Origin of the sequence: Sphingobacterium bovisgrunnientis (assembly GCF_009829085.1) — a bacterium.
GTDB classification, from domain to species: domain Bacteria; phylum Bacteroidota; class Bacteroidia; order Sphingobacteriales; family Sphingobacteriaceae; genus Sphingobacterium; species Sphingobacterium bovisgrunnientis.
Genome location: NZ_WUQY01000005.1, coordinates 56763 through 82000, shown reverse-complemented (window position 1 = coordinate 82000; position 25238 = coordinate 56763). Strand labels below are relative to the sequence as shown.

Genomic DNA, 25238 nt, shown 5'->3' with positions numbered 1-25238 from the left:
ATGAAGTATAAAAACATAAAAATAGCGATGTGCTTTAGTATAGTGACTATGGGGATCACAGCATCTTCAGGTTCATATCTATTCGCACAACCCAATAATATTTCTTTCTCTACCTCCCAGCATACGGATAGTTTGTTTACAGATAGTACCGAACTGATCCAAGTTGCTTTCAGAAAAGTAAAGAGAAAAGATTTAATGGGCGAAGTAAACGCAGTAAATCTTGAAAACTTATTAAATAGAAATTATACCACATACAGTTTAGATAATTTAGAGTCATTTATTTCGGGATACAATGGAAATATATGGGGTACAGGAGGTTATTTATTATTAGTAGATGGGTTTCCGCGAGATGCAAATAATGTAATGCCTACGGAGATTGAACAAATATCTGTAATGAAAGGCATTAATGCAGTAGCCTTATATGGTAGTAGAGCAGCCAAAGGTGTCATTTATATTACTACAAAACGTGGAAAAGATGATGGGCAAATGATTAATATACGCAGCAATGCAGGAATCAATACGCCGATCAGCTACCCCAAATATCTAGGTTCTGCGGAATATATGACGTTGTATAATGAAGCACGTAGAAATGACGGATTACCTAATCTCTATTCGGATGAGACCATATATCATCATTCTGCTGGTTTAAATCCTTACCGTTATCCAAATGTAGATTACTACTCTTCAGATTATATCAAAAATAGTTACAACAGATACGATGCTACAGCTGAAGTTTCTGGTGGTGGCGAAAAAACGAAGTATTACACCAATTTTGGATTTTGGTCAGCTGGATCACTATTAAATTTTGGTGAAGCAAGAGAAAATAATACGTCAAATAGATTCAATATGCGTGGTAATATTGATGCTAAACTGAACAACATTCTCTCTCTGAGTGTTAACGCGTCTGCAAGTTTCTATACCCAAAAAGGTGTAAACACGGATTATTGGGGAGCAGCAGCAACTGGCAGACCACATCGTTTTGCGCCTTTAATACCTATTTCTTTCCTAGAAGAAGGTGACGAAAACTCATGGGTGTATGTGAATACATCTAACTTCTTAATCAATGGTCAATATTTGTTGGGAGGAAGTCAATTAGATCAATCCAATGCATTTGCAACAATTTATGCTGGAGGTAATAGTCGTCATTTGAATAGACAATTTCAATTCGATACAGGATTAGATTTTGATTTAAGTGGAATTACCGAAGGACTTACTTTCCAAACAGCATTAGCTATTGATTACCAAAACCAATACAATCAATCTTACAATAATAGCTATGCGGTTTTTCAAGCTGCTTGGAACAATTATAATGGTGAAGATTTGATCAGTAGCTTGACTAAATATGGTGAAGACCGTGAATCTGGCGTACAGAATATTGGAGGGAGTACTTATCGCCAAACTATCGGCATGAATGCACGATTAAATTATTTCCGAACATTCAATGACAAACATAACGTTTCTGCAATTCTTTTAGCGAATGCTTTCCAAATTGGGCGTTCGGCAGAATATCACAAACAAAGTAATGCCAACCTAGGATTACATATAGGCTATAATTTCGATAATAAATACTACGCAGACTTTAGTAGTGCATTGCCTCATTCCGCAAAACTACCAGAAGGTAGACGTAAAGCCTTCTCTCCTACACTCTCCTTAGCGTGGCGATTAAGCGAGGAAGAATTTATGAAAGGTGGAGTTTTTAATGACCTTAGATTAAAAGCGTCGGCAGGCTTGGTGAATACTGACTTAGATATTGAACAATACTATTTGTATCAAGGCTATTATACTTACCGAAATGCCGCTTGGTACAGCTGGCGCGATGGTGAACTAGTCCACTCTTTGGATCGTATTCGTGGTAACAACGATGAAATGCGCTATCCGCAACGAAGAGAATTCAGTCTAGGACTAGAAGCTAGTATGTTCAATAATTTAATTAGCTATAACGCGACTTACTTCTATAACCAAACAAATGGTCTATTAGTACAAGCAAGTACTATCTATCCAATGTACTTTATGTCTTATTGGCCAGTATATTCTGATTTACCTTTTGTGAATTTTAATAATGATGAGCGAAGAGGTGTAGACTTTGGTTTAAACATTAATAAGTCATTCAACAAAGGTAGTCTATCCTTCGGGGTCACTGGATTGTATTATGATACAAAAGCTGCTAGACGTGATGAAGTATATGAATTTGCATACCAAAATCGTACAGGGAAACCACTAGACGCTATATGGGGACTTCAAAGTAATGGGTTTTATCAAGATCAAGCAGATATCGATAATTCAGTAACATCAGCATTTGGAGAGGTAAAACCAGGTGATATTAAATATATCGACCAAAACGGTGATGGTACAATTGATACACGCGATGAAATTTACTTAGGCAAAGGAGGATGGGCTGGAGCACCTTTTACTTTAGGATTTAACTTTACAGCCAAATATAAAAATTTAACCCTATTTGCTGTAGCAACAAGTCGATCTGGTGCGTATGCGATGCGAAATAGTTCTTATTTCTGGGTTGATGGTGAAGATAAATACTCTGAAATTGTTCGTGATCGTTGGACACCAGAAACTAGTAGTACGGCTACGTATCCGCGTTTGACTACTACAAATAGCGACAATAATTTTAGAAGTTCCGATTTCTGGATGTACAAGACGAATCGCTTCGATTTGAGTAAGGTGCAAATCTCATATGATTTTCCAAAAGCAATCTTAGGAAAAGGAATCATACGTGAATTAGGAACTTACGTAAATGGCTTTAACCTCCTGACCATTGCACCGGAGAAAGAAATCATGCAATTATCTGTCGGTAGTGCACCACAAACACGAATGTTCAACTTTGGCGTTAAGGCAGTATTCTAAGGAAATAACTAATAGAAAAGACATGAAAAAATTACTATTCATATTAGGTGTTACATCGACTATCGCATTCACGTCCTGTGAAGATATGTTTACACCTGCCATTGAAAATATGTTAGATATAGACGCCGTATACGATAGACCATTGTATGCACAGGGATTATTACTCAACGGCTATAACCGCGTTCCGACCAATAGCTGGTCGTTCAATGATGTCGCTACAGACGATGCTGTAACAAATGACCGTAATAGCAATTATTTAAAAATTGCAACTGGTCAGTGGACAGCTATGAATAATCCATTGGAGCAATGGAGAAATAGCCGTTCAGCAATCCAGTACATAAATAATTTCTTATCGATTGTTGATGAAGTAACTTGGTCCAAAATTGGACAGCTTAATTCGATGTTCAATGACCGTATGAAAGGAGAAGCTTATGGATTACGGGCTTTGTTTATGTATCATCTCTTACAGGCTCATGGTGGTAAAACTACCAGCGGAGAAGTATTAGGAGTCCCTATTGTGTTAGATTATGAAACAATGAACTCCGAGTTTAATTTGCCAAGAGCAAGTTTTGAAGACTGCATGCAGCAGATCTACTCTGATTTAGATAAGGCAGAAGAACTCCTTCCCCTGGACTTTGAAGACATTGCAAATGCGAATCAAATACCATCCAAATACCAATCATTGGGTGCAAATGTAACAGATTACAACCATGTATTTGGGCAGAATTTTAGATTGCGCATGACCAAACGCATTAGTCAAGCAATTCGTGCTAAAGCAGCATTATTGGCTGCCAGCCCAGCATTTAATACTGGTGATAATGCAAAATGGGAACAAGCGGCAAATTATGCTGGAAACGTAATCCAACAGAAGGGTGGCGTATCTGGAATAGATCCACAAGGCGCTTTATTTTACTTACCTGCAAATGTAAATCAAATGGAAACAGGGCAGAATATCCCTGAGATTCTATGGCGTGTAGACAGAGGCGGTCTTTCTTCTTCATTAGAGGCTGACCACTTCCCTCCTACGCTTTTTGGACGTGGACGAATAAATCCAACGCAGAATCTAGTAGATGCTTTCCCTATGGCTAATGGTTATCCTATAAATGATGCGGCTAGTAATTATAATGCAAACAGTCCATATGACAACCGTGACCCTAGACTAAAGAATTACATCTTAATCAACGGTGCTACTTCAGGAGTTAATAATACAGCAATAAATACTTCCGCAACAAGCCCTACTAACGATGGTTTGAATAAGGTCGAAACTTCAACGCGTACAGGATATTACATGCGTAAATTATTGCGTCAAGATGTCAATTTAAATCCATCTTCAATATCAGGTCAATACCATGTGACGCCTCGTATACGTATGACAGATATTTATCTAGCATACGCCGAAGCTGCTAATGAAGCTTGGGGACCAACAGCACGAGGTTCTTTTACCTTTTCCGCATATGATATTATCAAAGCTATCCGCACACGTGCGGGTGTAGGGACTAACAATGGAGATCCGTACTTGGAACAAATAAAAAATAACAAAGACCAAATGCGTCAATTAATTCGTAATGAAAGAAGATTGGAACTATGTTTTGAAGGGTATAGATTCTGGGATATACGTAGATGGAATGAAAATTTAACGATCGCTGCTAAAGGTATGAGTATTTCAGGTACTGCATACAATATTATTGACGTTGAAAATAGAGTATTCCAACCTTTTATGCAATATGGCCCAATACCATATAGTGAACTTTTGAAGTTTAATAATCTGCAACAAAATAACGGATGGTAACATACAAATTAGATTTTATGAAAAGAATACATATATTTTTCGCTTTGCTACTGATGGCATTCAGTTCTTGCAAAAATCAAGATTGGGAATTTCCTGATTACGAATACCAGACGGTATACTTTGCTTACCAATATCCAATACGTACAATTACATTCGGTGAAGATATTTTTGATACATCATTGGACAATGAAGGAAAATTCAATGTCATGGCAACAACGGGTGGCGTTTATAGTACGAAACAAGATGTAATCATAGATTTTGTTGTTGATAATGCCTTAACACAAAACTTGCAATACAGACTTGAAGGTGGTGATGTAATTCCTCTTCCATCGAATTACTACACAATAGCATCCAACAAAATGGTAATTCCTAAAGGTAAACCGTCTGGCGGTGTAGAGGTACAATTGACGGATGCATTCTTTGCCGATCCAAAATCAATAGACCTTACATATGTATTACCCTTACGTATGACAAATGTGACAAATGCAGATTCTATATTATCTGGTACCCCAAAAGAAGGTAGTCTAGGTCGTAAAGCTGTAGAAGATGATTGGGAAGTTCAACCTAAAGATTATATCTTTTATGCCATTAAATACGTCAATACCTGGCATGGTAATTACCTCAGACGAGGACAAGACATAATTGTTGGTAAAAATGGTAACACCTCTTTAAATCAAACTATCAGCCGTAGAAATGCATTAGTAGAAAAAGACGAAATTAAAAACGTAGCAACAGTTTCTCGTCAGTCAGCTAAACTTCCGGTGATTTTCAAAGAAGAGGATGGAACGAATATTTACGTTGATTTATTATTAGCATTTGACAATAATAATAATTGTACTATCAGCTCTGCCTCATCTGGCGTTACAGCTACTGGAAGAGGAAGTTTTGTTAAAAAAGGAGAAAAAAACAGTTGGGGAAATACAGATCGTGATGCCTTATATTTAGAATATCAGATTGAAATGGCAAAAATGAGTGTATCTTCAAAAGATACCTTGGTAATGCGTGATAGAGGTGTAAAGATGGAAACATTCTCCGTAGTACCCAAACCTTAAATATATTCTAACATTATTAATCAATTAGAATTATGAAACGATTACATACAAAATTAGGTTATGGATTAATGGTGAGTTTCTTACTTGCCTCTTGTGCAAAACCCGAGTTTCTCGATTATTTTGCAGAAAAACCCGAGAGTATAATCGCACAAGAAGATATTAATTCCTATGATCCATTGATATCTTATATCGATCAAAACGCTAATCCAAATTTTAAATTAGGAGTGGCACTTAATATCGATGACTATATTAACAAAGGCGTGATGTACAGGCTAGTAAATCGCAATTTTAACGAAATGGTCATGGGGTATGAAATGAAACATAGTTCCATCGTTAAAGCCGATGGAACTATGGACTTTGCACGGATCGAAAAGCTGATCCAAACATTCAAAGACAATAATATTTCCCTATTTGGTCATACCTTGACTTGGCATTCTGGACAAAATGCGGCGTATCTGAATAAATTAATAGCTCCTATAAAAGTTCCTGGATCGGGTGGGCCAACTTGGGATGCAATTACATCTAACAATTTTGAAACAGCGGACAATAGCAATTATGAGTTTAATACAAATGCGGTTGTTTCATTCACTGCTGATGGGCAGGGTGTGGATGGTGAAGGTCGTGCTTTAAAACTAGTAAATGCTGAAGTCAGAACGAACGATTGGGATGTACAATTGTTTATAAAATTTCCTGCAGCCACAAAAGTGGGTGAGAAATACAAATTCACGATGTACGCCAAATCCGATGCTCCAGCAGAATTTGGTTCTCAAGCGCATACTGTTCCATACGCTTATAAACATTATGATTTCTTTGGTTCATTCAAAACGACCAATGAATGGGTAAAATTCGAGAAAGAAGTTATCATTTCCGATCAAACAGAAAATTGTACTACGATAGCTTTTAATTTGGGTAAAACAGCTACAACCTTCTATTTTGACAATTTTAAAATCGAAAAATATAATGAAGATGGTGGCGGAGGTAGTGCACCAATTGAAAAAGGATTTGCTTTAAAGATGACTAACCCATCAGTAGTGAACACTTGGGAAGCACAATCCGCTTATGATATTGCTGAAACCGAAAATAACACAGAGTATATCTTGACTTTGGCTGCCAAAGGAAGTAAACCAGGTTCGATTGGTGCAGATTTACAAAAAACAGCAAACTATTCGGGTAATTCTTTTGGATCTATTTCATTGACTACAGAATACAAGGAATACGAATTAAAGCTTACCACTACAGATAATCGTAACCGCCTTATTTTGAATTTTGGACAATATGATGGTACAGTATTTATTGACAACGTCAAATTGGTAAAAGCGGGAAGCAATACTAATCTTATTGGAAACTCTGATTTTGAAGCAGGAATTGATGGATGGATTGGATGGGGTAACAATTCATCACGTGCCCTTTCCGCTGATGGTGAAGGCTTTGGCGGTTTAGGTGGTAATGTTATTGAAAAAACACCTGAAGAGAAAAAAGAAATCATAACGAATGCTCTTGAAGAATTTATCGAAGGCATGATGACAGCCACTAAAGATTATGTAAAAGCTTGGGATGTCGTTAATGAACCGATGTCGGATTGGCCAGATCAATATGCACTAAAAACAGGAATTGGAAAAGCCGAAATGGCGGCCGATGAATTCTACTGGCAAGATTATATGGGCAAAGATTATGCAGTGAAAGCAATAGAATTTGCGCGCAAGCATGGTAATCCAAATGATATCCTCTTCATTAACGATTACGGTCTAGAAGGCGGTGGCGATAAATGTAAAGGTTTAATTGCCTACGTCAAATATGTGGAGAGCAAAGGGGCTAAAGTTGATGGAATTGGAACGCAAATGCATATTGATATCAATACCAATAAAGATAACATTGTAAATATGTTCCAACTTTTAGCTGCTACTGGCAAATTAATTAAAGTATCAGAGCTAGATATTGGTATGGGTAGTGGCATTAAAACACCTCAAGCAACGGCAGAAATGTATGCAAGACAAGCAGACATGTATAAGTTCGTATTTGAGAAGTATTTCGAAATTATTCCTAAAGCACAACAATATGGTATTACAGTTTGGAGTCCTTTAGATAGTCCTGACAATGAGTATTCATTCTGGAGAAGAGGCGAACCTATTGGTGTCTGGACGGAAGGATTCGTGAGAAAACCAGCTTACAAAGCTATTTCAGAAGCTCTGGAAAAACAGAAGTAGAAATAAATTGTGATAAATATAATGACCTATCCAGTCATGGAAAGGGAGGTAAGTTAAATCTCCTCCCTTTTTTAAAAAAATTTAAACTATAAAAATTTTATCCTAATGAATATAAGGAACATATGCTTTCTGACTGTTTTGGTACTAAATTGTAGTATCACTTTTGGTCAAGACAAAGATTTCCATATTTACCTGTGTTTTGGGCAATCCAATATGGAAGGGCATGGTAAATTTGAGCCTCAAGATACGGTTACAAACAAAAGGGTCATGTTACTACAAAGTGTAGATTGTCCAGATCTCAACCGAAAAAAGGGTGAATGGTATACAGCACAGGCACCACTTACACGCTGTCATACGGGGCTGACACCAGCTGATTATTTCGCTAAAACATTAGCTGAAAACACTGACAAAAATGTACGAATTGGTATTATCAATGTTTCAGTAGGTGGTTGCCATATCCAACTATTTGACAAGGATAGCACAGCAACGTATGTTGAAAAAGCTCCAAATTGGATGAAAGGTATGTTAGCGGCATATGATAATAATCCGTACGCGCGATTGGTTCAAATGGCAAAAATAGCACAAAAGTCTGGTGTAATTAAAGGCATCCTGCTACATCAAGGTGAGTCAAATACAGGCGACAAAGATTGGCCAAACAAAGTAAATAGAGTGTATACCAATTTGCTAAATGACCTTAATCTTAAAGCTGAAAACACGCCTATACTTGCTGGCGAAATGCTTTCTGCCGAGCAAGGCGGAAAATGCGCAAGTATGAATGCTATTATTCAAACTTTACCGCAGACGATTCCTAATGCACATGTAGTAACTTCAAAAGATTGCGAAGGCGTCCCTGATGGATTACATTTCAGTGCTGCTGGTTATAGACAACTTGGCAAAAATTACGCAAATACTATTCTCAATTTATATCATAAGTATTAGTTAAGCAAATGTGGTCCTACCCCGACCACATTTTGCTATTACAGAGCATAGCATTCAAAGTGATTTTGTACATTTACTACTATGCTAACGAAACCACACTCTGATCCTCCTGGCTGCACCGCAGACATACTAGCTCTTCAAGATACTTTGGAGATTATTGGTGGCAAATGGACTTTGCTAATCATTCATTATCTCATCTCACGACAAAATCAAGTAAACACTTTTAGTAAAATTCAAAGTGATATACCGGGTTTGTCTGCCAAAGTCTTGTCTACTGAATTAAAGATATTAGAGATAAATAAAATCATAACCAGAGAAGAATTACATACCAAACCTGTCACGGTCAGATACGATATCACCACTTACGGTACTAAAATACAGCAAATCATCGCTATGCTTGTACAATGGGGACAAGAGCATCGTGTTGCACTTTTTGACAAAAAATAAGCGGTCCATATTTGCATAAAGACCGCTTAGATTATACTTTTTTAAGTAGTTTTACTTATTTAGTAGCAACGATAGTTACTTTGAAGTTGATTTCTTTAGAAATTAAATCATCTTTTTTACCTTCATAAGTTACCCCCCAATCTTCACGTAAAATGTTGAAGTCTGCAGATGTTTTTACAGTTGTATCAGATACTTCGTCAACTTTAGCGTCGAAAGTAATATTTTTAGAAATACCTTTGATAGTTAAGTTACCTGAGATAACTGCATCTGTAGCAGTCGCACCAGCTTTCACTTCAGTGATTTCAAAAGAAGCTTCTGGGAAAGTAGCTACTGCGAAGAAATCATCAGCTTTTAAGTGACCGTCTAATTTATCTTTGTATTCGCCTTCTAAGTCAGTACTGTTGATTGTATTCATGTCTAATACAAAGCTACCACCAGTGATCGCACCATTGTCTACTGAAACAGAACCCGATTTGATAGTAACAGTACCTTCGTGTTTACCACTTACTTTTGTACCTGTCCAAAATACTTGAGATTGAGCAGCATCAACTGTATATGCAGTACCTACTACTGAATCCGCTACAGCTACTGAATCTGTTGTTTCTGCTTTTTTACCTTCTGGATTACCAGCACATGAAGCCAATACCAATGAAGCTACAGCTGCAAATAAAACTAATTTTTTCATGTTTGTTAAAAGAAATTTTAAATAGTTAATGTACAAAAATACAATTCTCCATGCATTGCGAAAGTTATTTGTATTTAATTAACATTCAAAAGACAATTCCTTTAATGACCCATTGGTTGCGCTTCTACACGCTTGATATCCGCACCCAAAGCCTTTAATCTTTCTTCTATATTTTGGTAACCACGCTCGATCTGCTCAATATTGAAAATAGTAGATTTTCCGTTTGCGGATAAGGCCGCGATTAATAAAGATACACCTGCACGTATATCTGGAGATGACATCTGAATACCACGTAATTTAGTTTGTTTATTGTTACCAATCACTGTAGCGCGGTGTGGATCACATAAGATAATCTGCGCACCCATGTCAATTAATTTGTCCACGAAGAACAATCTACTTTCAAACATCTTTTGGTGTATCAATACGTTACCTTTGGCTTGAATAGCTGTTACCAATACGATACTCAACAAATCTGGTGTAAAACCTGGCCAAGGCGAATCAGAAATCGTTAAAATAGATCCATCGATGAATGTATCAATTTCGTATGATTCTTGAGCAGGAATAAAAATATCGTCGCCACGCAATTCCATCTTGATTCCTAATCGTTGGAATACGGTAGGGATAATACCCAACTCTTTAAAACAAACATCTTTGATTGTAATTTCAGAACCTGTCATGGCAGCCATTCCAATGAATGAACCAATCTCAATCATATCTGGTAACATTCTATGTTCTGTACCACCAAGACGCTCTACTCCTTCAACTGTCAATAAATTAGAACCAATACCAGAAATTTTTGCGCCCATGCGATTTAACATCTTACACAGTTGCTGTAAATATGGTTCGCAAGCCGCATTATAAATAGTTGTAGTGCCTTTTGCTAAAACCGCAGCCATGACGATATTTGCTGTACCTGTCACAGATGCCTCATCCAATAGAATATATGTCCCTTGTAGCTGCGAAGCATCTACGTTAAAGAATTCATTTTCTGTATCGTAAATGAATTTAGCGCCTAATTTTTCGAAACCTAAAAAGTGTGTATCCAAACGACGACGACCAATTTTGTCACCTCCTGGTTTTGGAATAGCCGCTTTACCAAATCGTGCCAATAACGGACCTACGATCATAATCGACCCACGTAAACCTCCACCCTTTTGTTTGAATTCTTCTGACGTAAAATAATCTATATTGATGTCTTTCGCTTCGAACTCGTAGGTATCCTTATTTAATTTATTCACAACCACGCCCAAAGAACCCAATAAATCGATTAATTTATTGACATCTTTAATATCTGGGATGTTGCTAATTGTAATTTTTTCTTCTGTCAATAATACTGCTGACAAAATTTGTAAAGCTTCGTTTTTTGCACCTTGAGGAACAATTTCTCCTTTTAAAGGCTTACCACCATGTATTTCAAATGCGTTCATATATACTATTAAGGATATTTCTTTAAATAAAATAAGTAACTAATTGCTGTATTAGTTACTTATTAAAATACAAATCAATCTCAGAAAGATTATTTCTTGTAGTTATTGTTACTGTTAGAATAACTCTTTTTATAGCCACCGCCAGCATTATTGCTGTTGTTATTATTGTTGCTATAAGATTTTCTCTTATCGTTATTATTGTTGTTATTACTTCTGTAATTATTGTTGTTACTCGGTCTCTTATTATTGTTGTTGTGAGACTGTGCACTTCGCTGATTGTTGTTGTTATTATTCGAAGAAGTTTGTTGTGTTTTCACACGGTTACCCGGAGGCGGAGAACGGAAGTCCAATTTGGTCAATACCGTATCTTCTGGTAATGTCAATGCACCTTTGGACAATTCTTTCAAATCCTGAATAATTTGTAAATCATTCACAGAATCTTTATTCCATGTCGTATACGCCATTTTCATAAAATTGGCAACACCTAAAGTTAGTTTCGCGCGTGTATCCTCGTTTGTAACAGAAATGGCTTTTTGAATCATTTCTTCTACGATATGACCATAATGTTTGAAACGAATTTTATGTTGCGGATAAGCTAATCGCTCTGGCTTATGCTTGATATCCTCACGTGTAGGGACCGGATATGGCGATTCTACATCAATCTTGAAATCAGAAATTATATATAAGTGATCCCAAAGCTTGTGTTTGAAATCTGAGACATCTCGCAAATGTGGATTCAGCACCCCCATCATATCTATTACCACCTGAGCTAATCTATTGCGCTCCTCTATATCTGGTACAGTGCAAATATAGTCCACCATATTTTGCACATTTCTACCATATTCGGCCAATATTAACTTGGGACGAGTACTGTTATAATCAAAATTCATATTGTGAAATTAAACGTATAATACGTTATTATTTTATTCTAGTAAATATAAAAGTTCTTACTGAACTATTCTAAGTTTTGCAAATTTAAGCAACAATTGTTTCTGTCCCAACTCTTTGAAGAAAATAGTTGCTTTTATGTCTGGTTTATTTCCCTCCAAGTTCACAACTTTTCCAAATCCGAAACGTTCATGCTCGACTTCCATGCCTACTTGCAGGTTGCTTGTGTCCGATGGTGCAAATCCTGCTGTCGGCACATGTGCCTTTGGCAAAATTGACGTTGTCTTTACCACTTTCGGCTTTGGCTTCGCAAAAGTATCCTTTTCTTTTGTTTGCCAAGCTATGCGCTCTGATTTAAAAGCACCTTCTGATGGTCCTGAATTACGTGGATTAAAATCCAAATCCAAATAACTTGGATTTAGTTCATCGATAAATCGACTTGGTTCACAATTATTCAATGTACCCCAACGGTATCGAGAAGTAGCATACGATATATGTAATTTTTTCTCTGCTCGTGTAACGGCTACATAAAATAATCGACGCTCCTCTTCCAATTCACTTCGCGAATTTAAGGATAATTGTGAAGGAAATAAATTTTCTTCTAAACCTACGATAAATACGACTGGAAACTCTAATCCTTTTGATGCGTGAATCGTCATCAACGACACTGTATCTGCATTTGGGTCTTTGTCATTATCGTCATTGGTCAATAATGCCACATCCTGCAAGAAAATATCCAGTGTTTTTTGCTCTAAATCCTCACGCTCTGAAAATTCTTTTATACCATTCAACAACTCTTGGATATTCTCATAACGCGCTAGTCCTTCTACAGACTTATCTTCGTACAAATCCTTCAATATCCCAGAATGCTGCGCGATATGCATTGCCGTATCAAAAGCGTTAGAATTGTTTCCTACAGCTTGGAAACTTTGGATCATCGTCGCAAAATTACCTACTGAAGTTGCACTACGCCCATCCAAAAACATCTGTGCATTAGCTACCACATCCCACAATCGATATTGATTCTTGTCCGCTGCTACAATGATCTTTTCTACTGTCGTATCACCAATTCCACGACGTGGATAATTGATCACACGCTTAAGTGCTTCTTCGTCATTTGGATTGTAAGTCAATCGAAAGTACGAAATTAAATCCTTAATTTCCTTACGTTGGTAAAAAGATGTTCCACCATACAATTTATACGGAATATTTAACTTGCGCAAAGCTTCCTCCATCGCACGCGACTGTGCATTTGTGCGGTACAATATCGCGAAACCTTTGTAAGGCAAGGATTTCAATGTTTTCTCTTGGATAATTGCTTCCGCTACGATCTTCCCTTCTTCATTATCCGAAAAAGCTCTTGCAACCTTGATTTTATCGCCTACTTCATTATCTGAAAATACATTTTTCTCCAGCTGATTTTTATTGTTAGCGATAATGCTATTTGCAGCATTTACAATTGTCTGTGTCGAACGGTAATTTTGTTCAAGCTTGAATACTTGCACATCCGGATAATCCTTTTGGAAATTCAAGATATTCTGAATATTCGCACCGCGGAAAGCATAGATACTCTGCGCATCATCCCCTACAACACATATATTTTCACTCACCGCAGCTAATCTTTTGACAATTAAGTACTGCGAAAAGTTGGTATCCTGATACTCATCCACCATCAAATATTTGAATTGATGCTGGTATTTGTGTAATGTTTCTGGATGTTTATTTAACAAGACATTGGTCTTAAACAACAAATCATCAAAGTCCATTGCTCCCGCACGGTAACAACGTTGTGCATAGGTCAGATAAATTTGTCCCATCTGCGGACGACCATTTTCACGGTCTTCAGCCATCAAAGCTTCATTTTTGTTATACTCCTGCGGAGAAATCAAATTATTTTTCGCCGAAGAGATACGACCATATATATGGTTGACATTATACAATTTGTCGTCAAGATTCATCTCTTTCAAGATAGCTCTTAACAAACTTTTTGTATCGTCTGTATCGTAAATTGTAAAATTCTTCGGATAGCCAATCAACTCTGCCTCTACACGTAGAATACGAGCAAAAATTGAGTGAAATGTACCCATCCAAATATTTTTAGCTTCTGAACCTACCACTTTCATGATACGCTCACGCATTTCTTTAGCTGCCTTATTCGTAAACGTTAGGACAAGAATATTAAATGGATCTACTCTTTTATGTATGAGGTGAGCAACTCTATATGTGATTACACGTGTCTTTCCTGAACCCGCTCCAGCTACAATCATAACCGGTCCTTCGGTTTGTTCTACAGCAGCACGTTGAGAGGGGTTTAATCCTGCTAAATAATCCAAATTATAATACGTTTTTTCCGTTAGAAATAGAGTGTAAAGTTAGGTATTTTGATTCAATCTCACACAAGTTTACTACAATTATTAGTACATTTCATTACCTTTATGACCTTAACCTTACAACTATGAGAAAGCTTTTCATCCTTATTTTTTTGCTTTTAAGTATTGCTAGCTACGCACAACAAAAAAACAATCTACCCAAAGGATTTGTATATCTCACTGATTTTATTCCACATATCGCGGTGGATATGAAATATTTCACAAATCACAATTTCGTGGGTCGACCAATTGATGGTTACAAAAGCAACAAAATCATTCTTACAGAACGCGCTACATTGGCTATTCAAAAAATAGAGAAGGAACTAAATAAGGAAGGATTGGGATTGAACGTCTTTGACGCATACCGACCGCAAATTGCTGTCAACCATTTCAAACGTTGGGCAAAAGATATTAAAGACACCTTGATGCGCCAAGAGTTCTACCCACGTGTAGACAAACGCGATCTTTTCAAAAAAGGATTTATCGCTTCCAAATCTGGTCATAGCCGTGGAAGCACTATTGACTTGACTATCATTGATCTGAAAACAAAAAAAGAACTGGATATGGGTGTAGCTTTTGATTTTTTTGGTGAAGAATCAGGACATGATTATACCAAACTTTCCCACACACAAAAGCAAAACAGAATAAAACTAAAGAAAATCATGGAAAAATATGGTTTTAGAGCGTATAGCAAAGAATGGTGGCACTATACTTATAATGACGAACCTTTTAAGGATAAATACTTTAATTTTGAGGTGAAGTAAATTAAAAATAATTTATCTTCAATTAGTAAGGATTTGGAAAAATTATCTACCATCAACAATATTTGAAAGATTGGCTTAAGAGAGAAGGTATTTCCTTGAGCTTTGAGCAGCTTTGGAAAATTAGGGAAGAATGTATTAAGAAATTAGAATCATAACAAGTACGTGTTTAACACAGTCTCCTTATATTTCTTAATTTTTCTTTGCAATAACAATATGCGCTAAATGATGTTCACAATGCCAAGCGTAGATACCGAGATTGGTTTTTAAGCTTATCGTTTTACCACTTTCGGGATGAATAAATTCCTTATCCCATTCTTCCTCTGATAAACTTCGAAGTAAGAATACCCATTTTGTGTGCAGACCTTCTAATATTTTTAATGCGTCTTCGGTAGGATAATTATTAGAATCGGGCAGTTCGGCCCAGCGATCTTCAAAATACGGTTTTATTGTAGGAGAATCTTCTGTCAGAGCTAATTTGAACCGAATAAAACTATTCATATGCGAGTCAGCACAATGGTTTACAACCTGAGCTATAGTCCATCCGTTAGGTCTATATGTCCTCTGTAAATCTCTGTTACTTAACTTTTCAACTTGATTTTTTAGTTTTAATGGAAATTCCTCAATAATTTCAATCCAATTGTTTATATCCTCATAGGTTATCTTGGCAGGACAAACAAATTTTCCAATTGGATATCTAAGCTTTTCTAGATTAATTTCCATGCGGTCTTGAGTTAATTTACTCGATTTTTTAATACTGTCGATTGATCCAAATCTTTTGTCAAGTCAATCAAATAACCATTCATCACGGCATATTTCAAATTACCGCTTTTATCACCAATAAAGAAATTTGCCATACCTCCAAAATCTGCCGTTACAGGTAAATAAAAGTTTGTTTGGGTATATAGGTGAATGGGAAGATTATGTAAAGCTTTTTCTTTTGTAGCACCTACCTCTTTTACTTGCACAGCCATAAAGCCATTTCTAAGTAAGTCAAAAGATTCTTGCACTGTTAATTGTGCAACATCCTTCACAGTCTTAACCGCAACCTTTGCAGGAATAAAATAAAGCCCATCCGCATCTATCTCATCGTAGCCATACGATTCTTTCAAATCACCGATATCTTCGATTTTGCCACGTACAAAAAAGTCTCTTCCTATTGTTGTTTCATTGCGTCGAATAGCCAAATCCGTTTTAAAAGATGCCGAATCAGGACCAATCACAATATTACGAATAACTACATCATGCAATTGCGAAGCATTAAACGGAATATCCTCATATTGCTGTTTATCGAATTGTGCATAACTGCCTTCTGCAATCTGAACTAAGGCATTCAATATGATGATAAAGTTTAGTTTACGAATTTGTTGTTTCTCTGGATCACCTTTCATACCTCCCGATTCAATTAACACGGTACTTGCATCCCAAGATTGGAAATTATCACCAAAACCTCTTGGTGTATACGTATCATCGTATTTTGCTACAGCATCGGGAATATACTTTTGCAGAATATTATTCATACCAGCCGCAATTTTCATGGCATTTTCACGGACAGGATTTATCTCTCTTGGCTCGTTAAATGCAGGTGCCAATAAAGATATGCTAACTGGGTTTTTAGTTCCCGGCACATTGTAATAGATATTTTGGTCGTGCAAATTGAAGCCATATTGTGGTTTTATAGCTTGTGCTCTCGCACGTAATAATGCTCCTTCCACCGTATGTCCAGCACGTGCATCACGATTCATATCTATCCCTTGAGCTGTACGACGTTGGTAACGTTCCGCACCATCTGGATTCAACATGGGGATGAAATGAATGTTCAATTTATCTTTTAACAACGTCCTTATTTCATCCTGACCGTCATCAGAACCTTCTAGAAAATTGAACAAATCAAAAAGTGCCATCGTCGCCGTTGGTTCATCGCCGTGCATTTGCGACCACAACATCACCTTCTTTTCTCCTGCCCCAAAAGACAATTCATAAATCGCTCTTCCTTCGAATGATTTACCTATTTCTTCAACAGCTAGTACTGATTTCCCTTTGTGTAAGTGAGTTAAGGAGTCGATATCAGAATGTTTAAAACGTCTATGTTTTAAAGCTGATTCTTTATAGGTTGAATATATGGAATTATAAGTTGAAGTATCGATTTTCATAGCATTAATTGTGGTATTGGAAGATGATTTTGCGCCATCACACGACACAAATCCAGCAAAAACTAAGAAGAGAAAAACTAATCTTTTCATAACAGCGATTTTTCTAAGTATTCAATCGTTCCTTTTGAAGCATCCATGCGCGCACGCACCCCTACAGGCATCAGAAATTGATCCGAAATATGACCAATCATTGCACCACTGTACGCAGGAATCCCCAATGGCTTGATATAATCATTTAACATTTGTTCAATCGTCAACGATCCATATCCACCCGATGGACCACAATTCGTACATTTACCAAATATAAAGCCCTTTATTTGTGATAAAATACCGGCATTCATCAATTGACAAAACATACGGTCCATGCGATCTGATTTTTCATCTATTTCTTCTAAGAAAAGAATGGCATCTTTAAAATCAGGCAAATAAGGCGTTCCACACAAACCCGTTAATAACGTCAAATTCCCTCCTATTATTGTTCCTTCAGCGATGCCTGGGTTAATAGTTTGAACACGATCTTTGTACTGGATAATTTGGCTCTCTGCTTTTGTAGGATTGGAATAGTTGGCTAATTTATTTTCTATAAATTGTTCTTTAAACAATTTAGCTACATAATTGCTCCATGTACTGCTCCCTACGACACCATGAAACGACACTAAGCCCACTTTAGCATAAAATGCTAATATCAAAGCCGTAATATCGCTGTAGCCTAGTAAAACTTTAGGGTTTTTACGTATCAATTCATAGTCAATGCGAGGCAAAAGTCGTGAAGCTCCATTACCTCCGCGAATACACAATATGCCATCAACCTCTTTATCGGCGAACATACTATGCAAATCACTTAAACGTTCATCATCCGTGCCTGCCAAATTACCATAGCGCGAACGAATATACTTTCCTTCTTTTACTTTAAAACCAAAGTACGCTAGCACTTCTTTGGTCATCGTGATGGTTTCTTCTTCGGATAATGCTCCTGCAGGCGTGATAATTCCTATCGTATCGCCTTCTTTCAAAACCTTCGCTTTTAATAATGATTTGACAGTACCTGTCGCCTCTGAAACAGCTTTTACCGTTTGATCAGAAATGGCTAAGGCCCCGAAACCCAGTCCAATCGATTTTAAAAACGTTCTTTTATTCATTTTATCGGTTAAATAATAAGCGGTGTCCTGAGCCTACTTCAATGATTTGTCCATTCCAATACGCTAGATTTCCAGACACAATAGTATGTTCTATAGTAGATGTAAATGTATGATTTTCAAATGGTGACCAACCGCATTTTGAAAGAATATTTTGACTTGTAACCTCGTACGGTTTATTTAAATTCACCAATACTAAATCTGCCCAATAGCCTTCGCGGATAAATCCACGTTGTTCTATTTGGAAACAAATTGCTGTATTGTGTGCTGTTTTTTGAACCAATTGCTCTAAAGTTAATTTGCCTTGGCTAACCATATCCAATAATGCTAACAATGCATGTTGTACCAATGGACCTCCAGACGGAGATTGTAGATAAGCTTGTTCTTTCTCCTCGATGGTATGCGGTGCGTGATCCGTCGCAATTACATCAATATGCCCATCCAATACCGCTTTCAAAATTTGATCTCTGTCGGAAGCCGTTTTTACAGCTGGATTCCATTTGATATAATTACCTTTTGTTTTGTAATCTTCATCCGAAAACCAAAGATGATGCACACAAGCTTCAGCTGTAATGCGTTTTTGCTCCAATGAAATCGTATTATCAAATAATGCTGTTTCCTTACCTGTCGAAATATGCAGAATATGTAAACGTGTATTGTTCTTTTTCGCTAATTCTACAGCTTTTGATGATGACAAATAACAAGCTTCCTCCGAACGAATCAAAGGGTGCATGTCAATAGTTATATTGTCCTCATACCTTTCTTTGTATGCGGCAAGATTTGCTTTGATAGTGGCCTCGTCTTCACAGTGTGTAGCAATCAAAGTGGGAGAATTTCTGAAAATATTTTCTAAGGCTGTTTCATTGTCAACCAACATATTTCCCGTTGATGATCCCATGAAAACTTTAATACCACAAACATCACGTGGATTAGTTTTCAAAACTTCGTCAATATTATCATTCGCTGCCCCCATGAAAAAAGAGTAATTAGCTAATGAAGAATCTTGACCTATATCGTATTTATCTTGTAATAATTTTTGTGTCAGTGTATTAGGAACTGTATTCGGCATCTCCATAAAAGAAGTTGTTCCACCAGCTACCGCAGCACGACTTTCAGTGAAGATATTGGCTTTGTACGTAAGTCCTGGCTCTCTAAAATGCACTTGATCATCAATTAAACCCGGAAGAAGATGTAACCCTTCGGCATTTATTTCTTGATCTGCTTTTAAATCAATCTGAGGAGCTAACTTTTCTATTCGTCCATTTTTTATAAAAACATCCAAAACTTGAGTAGTTCCTTCATTTACGACTTGTGCATTTTTGATGAGTATAGATGACATTGTATTTTTGATAAGTTATGTTTATGTATACAAACATAAGAAATTGACTATTATAATTCGGCGTCAAATAGTAGATCTAATTCAAATAACTAAAAAAGGTGAGACTTTTATGTTCTCACCTTTTTTTGGAGTTTAAGCAAATGCTTTATCACCTTTTTTGTATGGATAATCACCATCATATTTACCCGGTATTTTCACATAGCGCAAAGCTTTTGTTAATCCAAGTTCAGAATTAAAATATCCTGTTAAAGTCATTTGTCTGAATAAATGAAACCAATGTTCTGGTTCATAATCCACATCTGGTTTAACAAGTTCGTTTTGTTTAGTCTTATTTTTCTCGACTTCATCCTTGATTCTCTCCCAACGCTGACCGTTGTACTCTTCAGATTCTTTATAAAGTTTATCCGCCACTTCAGTTTTCTCATCCAATGTTAGGCTTGCAAAATCTTTACCTTTCAAATCTTTACTTGTTTTATCTAACGTTGCCAGTCCATCAACAATAGCTTTTTGTTGCTTTTCTGTGTAACAATCTCTAACGAAAACAGGTATAAAATTACCAACACCAGCTTCCTTCGCTCCTGGTGTTGAAGTCGGTGGCAAAATAGCATCAGCCAAATCACCTATTCTATCAATCATTTTTGCATCGAACAGTCCTTCTACGGACTTTGAAGCTGGTTGTGTACAACCTTCTAAAAATAAGTTAGCACCTACGATAGATCCACCAAGGATCATAGCTACGCGTTGTAATGCTTCTCTTCTATTCATCTTTTTATGTATTAAAATGTATAGTTAACTTCCCAGCCTGGGCGATATGTCCGTTTTACAAACTGATTTACCTCATCAAAGTTTGTAACACGCATATTGTCATTATCCCAAACCAATTTTTTACTTCTTCCAGGGTATTTATCCCCTACTTTTAAATCTACACCACGTATAGCCAAATTTGCCATTAGCAAGGCTTCAGTCAATGGTCCTGCTATCTCAAATGGTGATGACATTTCCATATTACCATATCCAGCAATACAACCTTCCACCCATTGTGCCCAATGACCATTCGCACCCTTTGGTACACGCGCATATTTTTCTTTTACGGTTTTGTAAGTTTTGTTCGTTGGCAAAAGGCGTGGATTACCAGCATATGTATCTGCCAAAATCTTACCTTTTTCACCAATCAACAAAATTCCATTGCCGCCATCTCCAAATATTTCGTCTGGTCCTAACTCTTCTGGTCTTGGTGGTTGTATACCGCCATCCATCCAATGTACTTTTACATCTCCTTTAGTTTTAGAAGTTTTTGGGAAAGTCATTGTCACGGAGCTAGACGGAGGACAAGACTCAGGAAAATATCCACGCTTAAATTCATCTACATAGACAGATCCAACACTAGCTTGTACATCTTTTACATACTGTAAGCCATAGATACTGAATGGAGCTTCCAAATTATGACAGCCCATATCTCCTAAAGCACCCGTGCCATAAGGCCACCAGCCACGCCAGTTGAAAGGCACTAATTTGTCAAAATATTCAGTATATGGCGCAGTACCTAACCATTTGTCCCAATCTAATGTGGAAGGAACTTTAGCTTTCTGACTTGGCCATTGAATACCTTGAGGCCATACCGGACGATCTGTCCATGCATAGATTTCTACCAAATCGCCAATCAATCCTGCATCCACCCATTCACGCATTTGACGTACACCATCACCCGAGGCTCCTTGGTTACCCATTTGCGTCACGACTTTATACTTCTTTGCAGCATGAGTCAATGCACGAGCTTCCCATACATCGTGTGCCAATGGTTTTTGCACGTATACGTGCTTACCCAATTGCATTGCTGCCAAAGCTTGAATAGCGTGATTGTGATCTGGTGTAGATACAGAGACGCCATCTATGTTTTTATGCTCTTTATCAAGCATTTCTCTAAAGTCGGTATAGAACTTCGCTTTAGGAAACTTTTCTACAGAGCCTTTAGCGCGTGCTTTATCAACATCACACAAGAAAGCAATATTTGCTTTACCACTTCCAAAAATATTATTAACGTCCGATCCACCCATACCACCTACACCAATTGATGCAACTTGCAACATATCACTCGGTGCTCGATATCCCGTACCACCTAATACATGTCTTGGAACAATTGTAATGCCTGCAGCTGCTACTGCTGCAGTTTTTATAAAGTTTCTTCTGCTATTGTTTTCCATTTTGAGATAGATAAAGATTAAAGATTGCCTTTTTTAAGTTCGCTTACCGCGAAATCAACAGCTCTTGCTGTCAATGCCATGTAAGTTAATGAAGGATTAACACATCCTCCAGAAGTCATCGCTGCCCCATCAGTGACGAAAACATTTAGTGCGTCCCAAACTTGATTATTTCCGTTAAGAACTGAAGTTTTTGGATCACGGCCCATACGCGCTGTACCCATTTCGTGAATACCCTGGCCAAGACCGTATACGTTATTCCAGCTACTCACATCCTTCACACCTATGCTTTCGAGCATTTCTTTCATCTCGTTTTGCATATCGTTACGCATTTTTAACTCATTTTCTCTGATTTCAGCGTCAAATGCAAGAACAGGTAAGCCCCATTTATCCTTTTTATCTTTATCTAACTTGATGTGGTTTTCATGGTAAGGTAAAATTTCACCGAATCCTCCAAATCCGAACGACCAATCTCCTGGCTCACAAATCGCATCTTTGAAGTTACCGCCAACATACTTTTCTTCTTCTGATCGCCATGCTCTTCCACGACCAGCTCCGCCTTGATAACCGAATCCACGTACGTAGTCACGTTTTTTGTCATCAAAATCAACATTCACGAATCGAGGAACATATATTCCATTTGGACGACGTCCGAAAATTGTTTTGTCTAAATACCCTTCAACACGTCCGGATGCACCAACACCCAAGTGATGATCCATTAAATTATGTCCCAATTCACCACTACTACTTCCTAATCCACCTTCCCATACATCAGTAGCTGAATTCATCAATACCCACGAAGAATTTAACGCAGAAGCACATACAAATACAACTTTTGCGTGGAATTCATACGTTTGGTTTGTTTCCGCATCAATGATTTCTACTCCTTTTGCTCGCTTTGTGTCTTTATCATAAATAATACGAGTCACAATAGAAAAAGGTCTTACAGTAAGGTTACCAGTCTTTACAGCCGCTGGCAAAGTAGCCGATTGTGTACTAAAATAAGCTCCAAAATTACAACCTTCCCAACATCTGTTTTGAAATTGACAGTTGACACGACCATTATGCGGAACAGTGATATTAGCTGTTCTACCCATGATAAAGTGGCGTTTACCACCATACTGTGATTTCTTCAATCGCTCTGCATAATCTTTCTCTACTACGTTCATCGGCATAGGAGGCATGAATTCACCATCTGGCAAGATATCGCCTAGACCATCTCTATTACCAGAAATACCTGCAAACTTCTCTACATAACTATACCATGGCGCAATATCTTTATAGCGAATAGGCCAATCAACACCGTGACCATCTTTAGCGTTTGCTTCAAAATCCAAATCGCTAAGACGGTAAGATTGACGTCCCCACATCAATGATCTACCACCTACATGATACCCACGATACCAGTCAAATCTTTTAATTTCTGTATAAGGGCTTTCTTTTTCATTTACCCAGTACCCAAGATTTTTTTCATTCAATGGATAATCACGTTTCAATACTGGATAATCTTGAATCATTTGTTGAGTTCTTCCACCTGCATGTGGAAATTCCCATGGTGATTTTGTCGGAGAAGTATAATCCTTAATATGTTCTATATTTCTACCTCTTTCCAACATAATTGTTTTAAGACCTTTCTCAGTCAGCTCCTTCGCAGCCCATCCCCCACTGATTCCAGATCCGATGACAATTGCATCATAAATATTATTCTCTACCATTTTAATTAAGCTTATATTGTAATAAAATCTACTTTTCAATTGTTTTGACTTTCTCGTCTTTGAAGAAAATCATGAATATTACCATAACTACAAGAGCTATGACAGCAGGAACAAACCAAGTTTTTTCCCAGAATCCAGGTAAGTCAACACCTTTTAACTCTTTGTATTTGTCACCAATGAAACTTGCTACCCAAAATCCGATCAACTGTCCTATACCATACGTAGCTAAAGTAATTAAACCTTGCGCTGCCGATTTATATTTTTCCCCAGCCTTGCTGTCTGTATAAATTTGTCCAGACACGAAGAAGAAATCATAACAGATACCGTGTAATGCAATTCCTAATATCAGCATAAAAGTAAGCTCGCCAGCATCACCATAAGCAAATAATAAATAGCGAACTGCCCAAGCTAACATCCCCACTAAAATTGTTTTTTTGAAACCAAATTTAGAGAAGAAAACAGGAAGTAATAATAAGAATAACACTTCCGAGATCTGACCGATCGTCATCTTGCCTGTAGGATTTTCTAAACCAATTTCTGTCAAGAATAAATTCGCATTTTGGTAATAAAATGCCAACGGAATACATATTAAAACAGAAGAAATAAAGAAAATAAAGAAATTTCTATCTTTCAATAATTTAATAGCATCTAGTCCGACAATTGATGAGAATGATGGTTTTTCGCCTTCTGCAGCTTTGATTGGCGGCGTACTTGGTAAAATAAATGAGAACAAACCCAATACAGCTGAAGCTATTGCAGCCATCAAAAATGTATTTTTCAATGCGCCTTCACCAGCCGCTGCATCCCATTTGAATAAATAACTGATAGACAAACCAGCAACGATCCAACCTATAGTTCCCCATATACGAATTGCAGAGAATTCCTTTTCAGGATTTTTTAGTTGTCTAAATGATATAGAACTAGCCAATGCTAACGTTGGCATATATAATATCATATAACTCAATACATAAGGATAGAACGTACTGTACTCCGCTGATTGGTACATTTGATACAATAAAAATGCACCTACCAAATGAAGAATACCTAATACACGCTCAGCATTAAAGAATCGATCTGCGATCATCCCTACTATAAAAGGTGCTATAATAGCTCCTAGAGATTGTGTAGAAAATACATTGGCAATTTCAAAGTCATTAGCCTTCAAATTTTGGCTCAAGAACGTTCCCAATGTAACAAACCATGCTCCCCAAATAAAAAATTCGAGGAACATCATAAATGATAATTTAGTTTTTATAACTGAATTCATGTTTATATAT

The 25238-nt window shown here is 37.1% G+C and carries 19 protein-coding genes; 7 read left to right on the top strand and 12 right to left on the bottom strand.

Annotated elements, in window-relative coordinates; all coding sequences use genetic code 11:
• From GOQ16_RS04330 to GOQ16_RS04305, 6 genes are all read left to right on the top strand, one after another.
• Entirely contained in the window at positions 1–2859 is a 2859-nt protein-coding gene (locus tag GOQ16_RS04330; RefSeq protein WP_160068184.1) for a SusC/RagA family TonB-linked outer membrane protein, read from the top strand.
• Positions 2860–2881: 22 nt separating this feature from the next.
• Positions 2882–4648, top strand: coding sequence for a RagB/SusD family nutrient uptake outer membrane protein (locus GOQ16_RS04325; protein WP_160068183.1), 1767 nt, complete (start codon positions 2882–2884; stop codon positions 4646–4648).
• Positions 4649–4665: 17 nt separating this feature from the next.
• The gene (locus tag GOQ16_RS04320) at positions 4666–5700 is read left to right on the top strand and encodes a DUF5627 domain-containing protein (protein WP_160068182.1); all 1035 of its coding nucleotides are present in this window, start codon (positions 4666–4668) and stop codon (positions 5698–5700) included.
• A gap of 32 nt (positions 5701–5732) precedes the next feature.
• Positions 5733–7904, top strand: a complete 2172-nt coding sequence (locus GOQ16_RS04315) for an endo-1,4-beta-xylanase (RefSeq protein ID WP_204987415.1) — start codon at positions 5733–5735, stop codon at positions 7902–7904.
• A gap of 105 nt (positions 7905–8009) precedes the next feature.
• Positions 8010–8843: a sialate O-acetylesterase gene (locus tag GOQ16_RS04310; protein ID WP_160068181.1), complete on the top strand. Its 834-nt coding sequence runs from the start codon at positions 8010–8012 to the stop codon at positions 8841–8843.
• An 81-nt stretch (positions 8844–8924) separates the two neighbouring features.
• Complete coding sequence (locus GOQ16_RS04305) at positions 8925–9290, top strand: winged helix-turn-helix transcriptional regulator (protein WP_160068180.1); 366 nt, start codon at positions 8925–8927, stop codon at positions 9288–9290.
• 55 nt (positions 9291–9345) lie between these two features.
• Here the strand turns inward: GOQ16_RS04305 and GOQ16_RS04300 are convergent, their stop codons facing one another.
• The 4 genes from GOQ16_RS04300 to GOQ16_RS04285 form a co-directional block, all read right to left on the bottom strand.
• Positions 9346–9975 (bottom strand): YceI family protein, encoded by a 630-nt coding sequence (locus GOQ16_RS04300; protein WP_160068179.1) that lies wholly within the window; start codon positions 9973–9975, stop codon positions 9346–9348.
• A gap of 101 nt (positions 9976–10076) precedes the next feature.
• On the bottom strand, positions 10077–11402 hold the full coding sequence (gene murA / locus GOQ16_RS04295) for a UDP-N-acetylglucosamine 1-carboxyvinyltransferase (protein WP_160068178.1): 1326 nt from the start codon (positions 11400–11402) through the stop codon (positions 10077–10079).
• A gap of 89 nt (positions 11403–11491) precedes the next feature.
• Positions 11492–12292, bottom strand: coding sequence for a DUF4290 domain-containing protein (locus GOQ16_RS04290; RefSeq protein ID WP_160068177.1), 801 nt, complete (start codon positions 12290–12292; stop codon positions 11492–11494).
• Between the two features lie 57 nt (positions 12293–12349).
• On the bottom strand, positions 12350–14623 hold the full coding sequence (locus tag GOQ16_RS04285) for an ATP-dependent helicase (protein WP_160068176.1): 2274 nt from the start codon (positions 14621–14623) through the stop codon (positions 12350–12352).
• 122 nt (positions 14624–14745) lie between these two features.
• On the opposite strand from GOQ16_RS04285, the gene GOQ16_RS04280 reads away from it, so the two are divergent.
• Entirely contained in the window at positions 14746–15423 is a 678-nt protein-coding gene (locus tag GOQ16_RS04280; protein ID WP_160068175.1) for a M15 family metallopeptidase, read from the top strand.
• Between the two features lie 189 nt (positions 15424–15612).
• On the opposite strand, the gene GOQ16_RS04275 is transcribed toward GOQ16_RS04280, so the two are convergent.
• The 8 genes from GOQ16_RS04275 to GOQ16_RS04240 all read right to left on the bottom strand — a co-directional run bounded on the left by GOQ16_RS04275 (position 15613) and on the right by GOQ16_RS04240 (position 25228).
• Positions 15613–16143, bottom strand: coding sequence for a YfiT family bacillithiol transferase (locus GOQ16_RS04275; RefSeq protein ID WP_160068174.1), 531 nt, complete (start codon positions 16141–16143; stop codon positions 15613–15615).
• An 11-nt stretch (positions 16144–16154) separates the two neighbouring features.
• On the bottom strand, positions 16155–17663 hold the full coding sequence (locus tag GOQ16_RS04270) for a M14 family zinc carboxypeptidase (protein WP_240140958.1): 1509 nt from the start codon (positions 17661–17663) through the stop codon (positions 16155–16157).
• A complete protein-coding gene (locus GOQ16_RS04265) occupies positions 17660–18712 on the bottom strand; it encodes a S66 peptidase family protein (RefSeq protein WP_160068173.1) in 1053 nt (350 codons plus the stop codon). Before GOQ16_RS04265 ends, GOQ16_RS04270 begins: the two co-directional genes overlap by 4 nt.
• A 1-nt stretch (position 18713) precedes the next feature.
• Positions 18714–20048 (bottom strand): dihydroorotase, encoded by a 1335-nt coding sequence (locus tag GOQ16_RS04260; RefSeq protein WP_160068172.1) that lies wholly within the window; start codon positions 20046–20048, stop codon positions 18714–18716.
• 132 nt (positions 20049–20180) lie between these two features.
• Positions 20181–20813 carry a gluconate 2-dehydrogenase subunit 3 family protein gene (locus tag GOQ16_RS04255; protein ID WP_160068171.1) on the bottom strand — a complete coding sequence of 211 codons (633 nt, stop codon included), beginning with the start codon at positions 20811–20813 and terminating at the stop codon, positions 20181–20183.
• Between the two features lie 11 nt (positions 20814–20824).
• Positions 20825–22249 (bottom strand): Gfo/Idh/MocA family protein, encoded by a 1425-nt coding sequence (locus GOQ16_RS04250; RefSeq protein WP_160068170.1) that lies wholly within the window; start codon positions 22247–22249, stop codon positions 20825–20827.
• A gap of 17 nt (positions 22250–22266) precedes the next feature.
• Positions 22267–23961, bottom strand: coding sequence for a GMC oxidoreductase (locus tag GOQ16_RS04245; RefSeq protein WP_160068169.1), 1695 nt, complete (start codon positions 23959–23961; stop codon positions 22267–22269).
• A 28-nt stretch (positions 23962–23989) separates the two neighbouring features.
• Positions 23990–25228 (bottom strand): nucleoside permease, encoded by a 1239-nt coding sequence (locus tag GOQ16_RS04240; RefSeq protein WP_160068168.1) that lies wholly within the window; start codon positions 25226–25228, stop codon positions 23990–23992.
• Positions 25229–25238: the final 10 nt, after the last annotated feature.

Coding starts and splice junctions, on each gene's coding strand:
- GOQ16_RS04330 (WP_160068184.1), top strand. CDS start 1: ATGAAGTATAAAAACATAAAAATAGCGATGTGCTTTAGTATAGTGACT.
- GOQ16_RS04325 (WP_160068183.1), top strand. CDS start 2,882: ATGAAAAAATTACTATTCATATTAGGTGTTACATCGACTATCGCATTC.
- GOQ16_RS04320 (WP_160068182.1), top strand. CDS start 4,666: ATGAAAAGAATACATATATTTTTCGCTTTGCTACTGATGGCATTCAGT.
- GOQ16_RS04315 (WP_204987415.1), top strand. CDS start 5,733: ATGAAACGATTACATACAAAATTAGGTTATGGATTAATGGTGAGTTTC.
- GOQ16_RS04310 (WP_160068181.1), top strand. CDS start 8,010: ATGAATATAAGGAACATATGCTTTCTGACTGTTTTGGTACTAAATTGT.
- GOQ16_RS04305 (WP_160068180.1), top strand. CDS start 8,925: ATGCTAACGAAACCACACTCTGATCCTCCTGGCTGCACCGCAGACATA.
- GOQ16_RS04300 (WP_160068179.1), bottom strand. CDS start 9,975: ATGAAAAAATTAGTTTTATTTGCAGCTGTAGCTTCATTGGTATTGGCT.
- murA (WP_160068178.1), bottom strand. CDS start 11,402: ATGAACGCATTTGAAATACATGGTGGTAAGCCTTTAAAAGGAGAAATT.
- GOQ16_RS04290 (WP_160068177.1), bottom strand. CDS start 12,292: ATGAATTTTGATTATAACAGTACTCGTCCCAAGTTAATATTGGCCGAA.
- GOQ16_RS04280 (WP_160068175.1), top strand. CDS start 14,746: ATGAGAAAGCTTTTCATCCTTATTTTTTTGCTTTTAAGTATTGCTAGC.
- GOQ16_RS04275 (WP_160068174.1), bottom strand. CDS start 16,143: ATGGAAATTAATCTAGAAAAGCTTAGATATCCAATTGGAAAATTTGTT.
- GOQ16_RS04270 (WP_240140958.1), bottom strand. CDS start 17,663: ATGAAAAGATTAGTTTTTCTCTTCTTAGTTTTTGCTGGATTTGTGTCG.
- GOQ16_RS04265 (WP_160068173.1), bottom strand. CDS start 18,712: ATGAATAAAAGAACGTTTTTAAAATCGATTGGACTGGGTTTCGGGGCC.
- GOQ16_RS04260 (WP_160068172.1), bottom strand. CDS start 20,048: ATGTCATCTATACTCATCAAAAATGCACAAGTCGTAAATGAAGGAACT.
- GOQ16_RS04255 (WP_160068171.1), bottom strand. CDS start 20,813: ATGAATAGAAGAGAAGCATTACAACGCGTAGCTATGATCCTTGGTGGA.
- GOQ16_RS04250 (WP_160068170.1), bottom strand. CDS start 22,249: ATGGAAAACAATAGCAGAAGAAACTTTATAAAAACTGCAGCAGTAGCA.
- GOQ16_RS04245 (WP_160068169.1), bottom strand. CDS start 23,961: ATGGTAGAGAATAATATTTATGATGCAATTGTCATCGGATCTGGAATC.
- GOQ16_RS04240 (WP_160068168.1), bottom strand. CDS start 25,228: ATGAATTCAGTTATAAAAACTAAATTATCATTTATGATGTTCCTCGAA.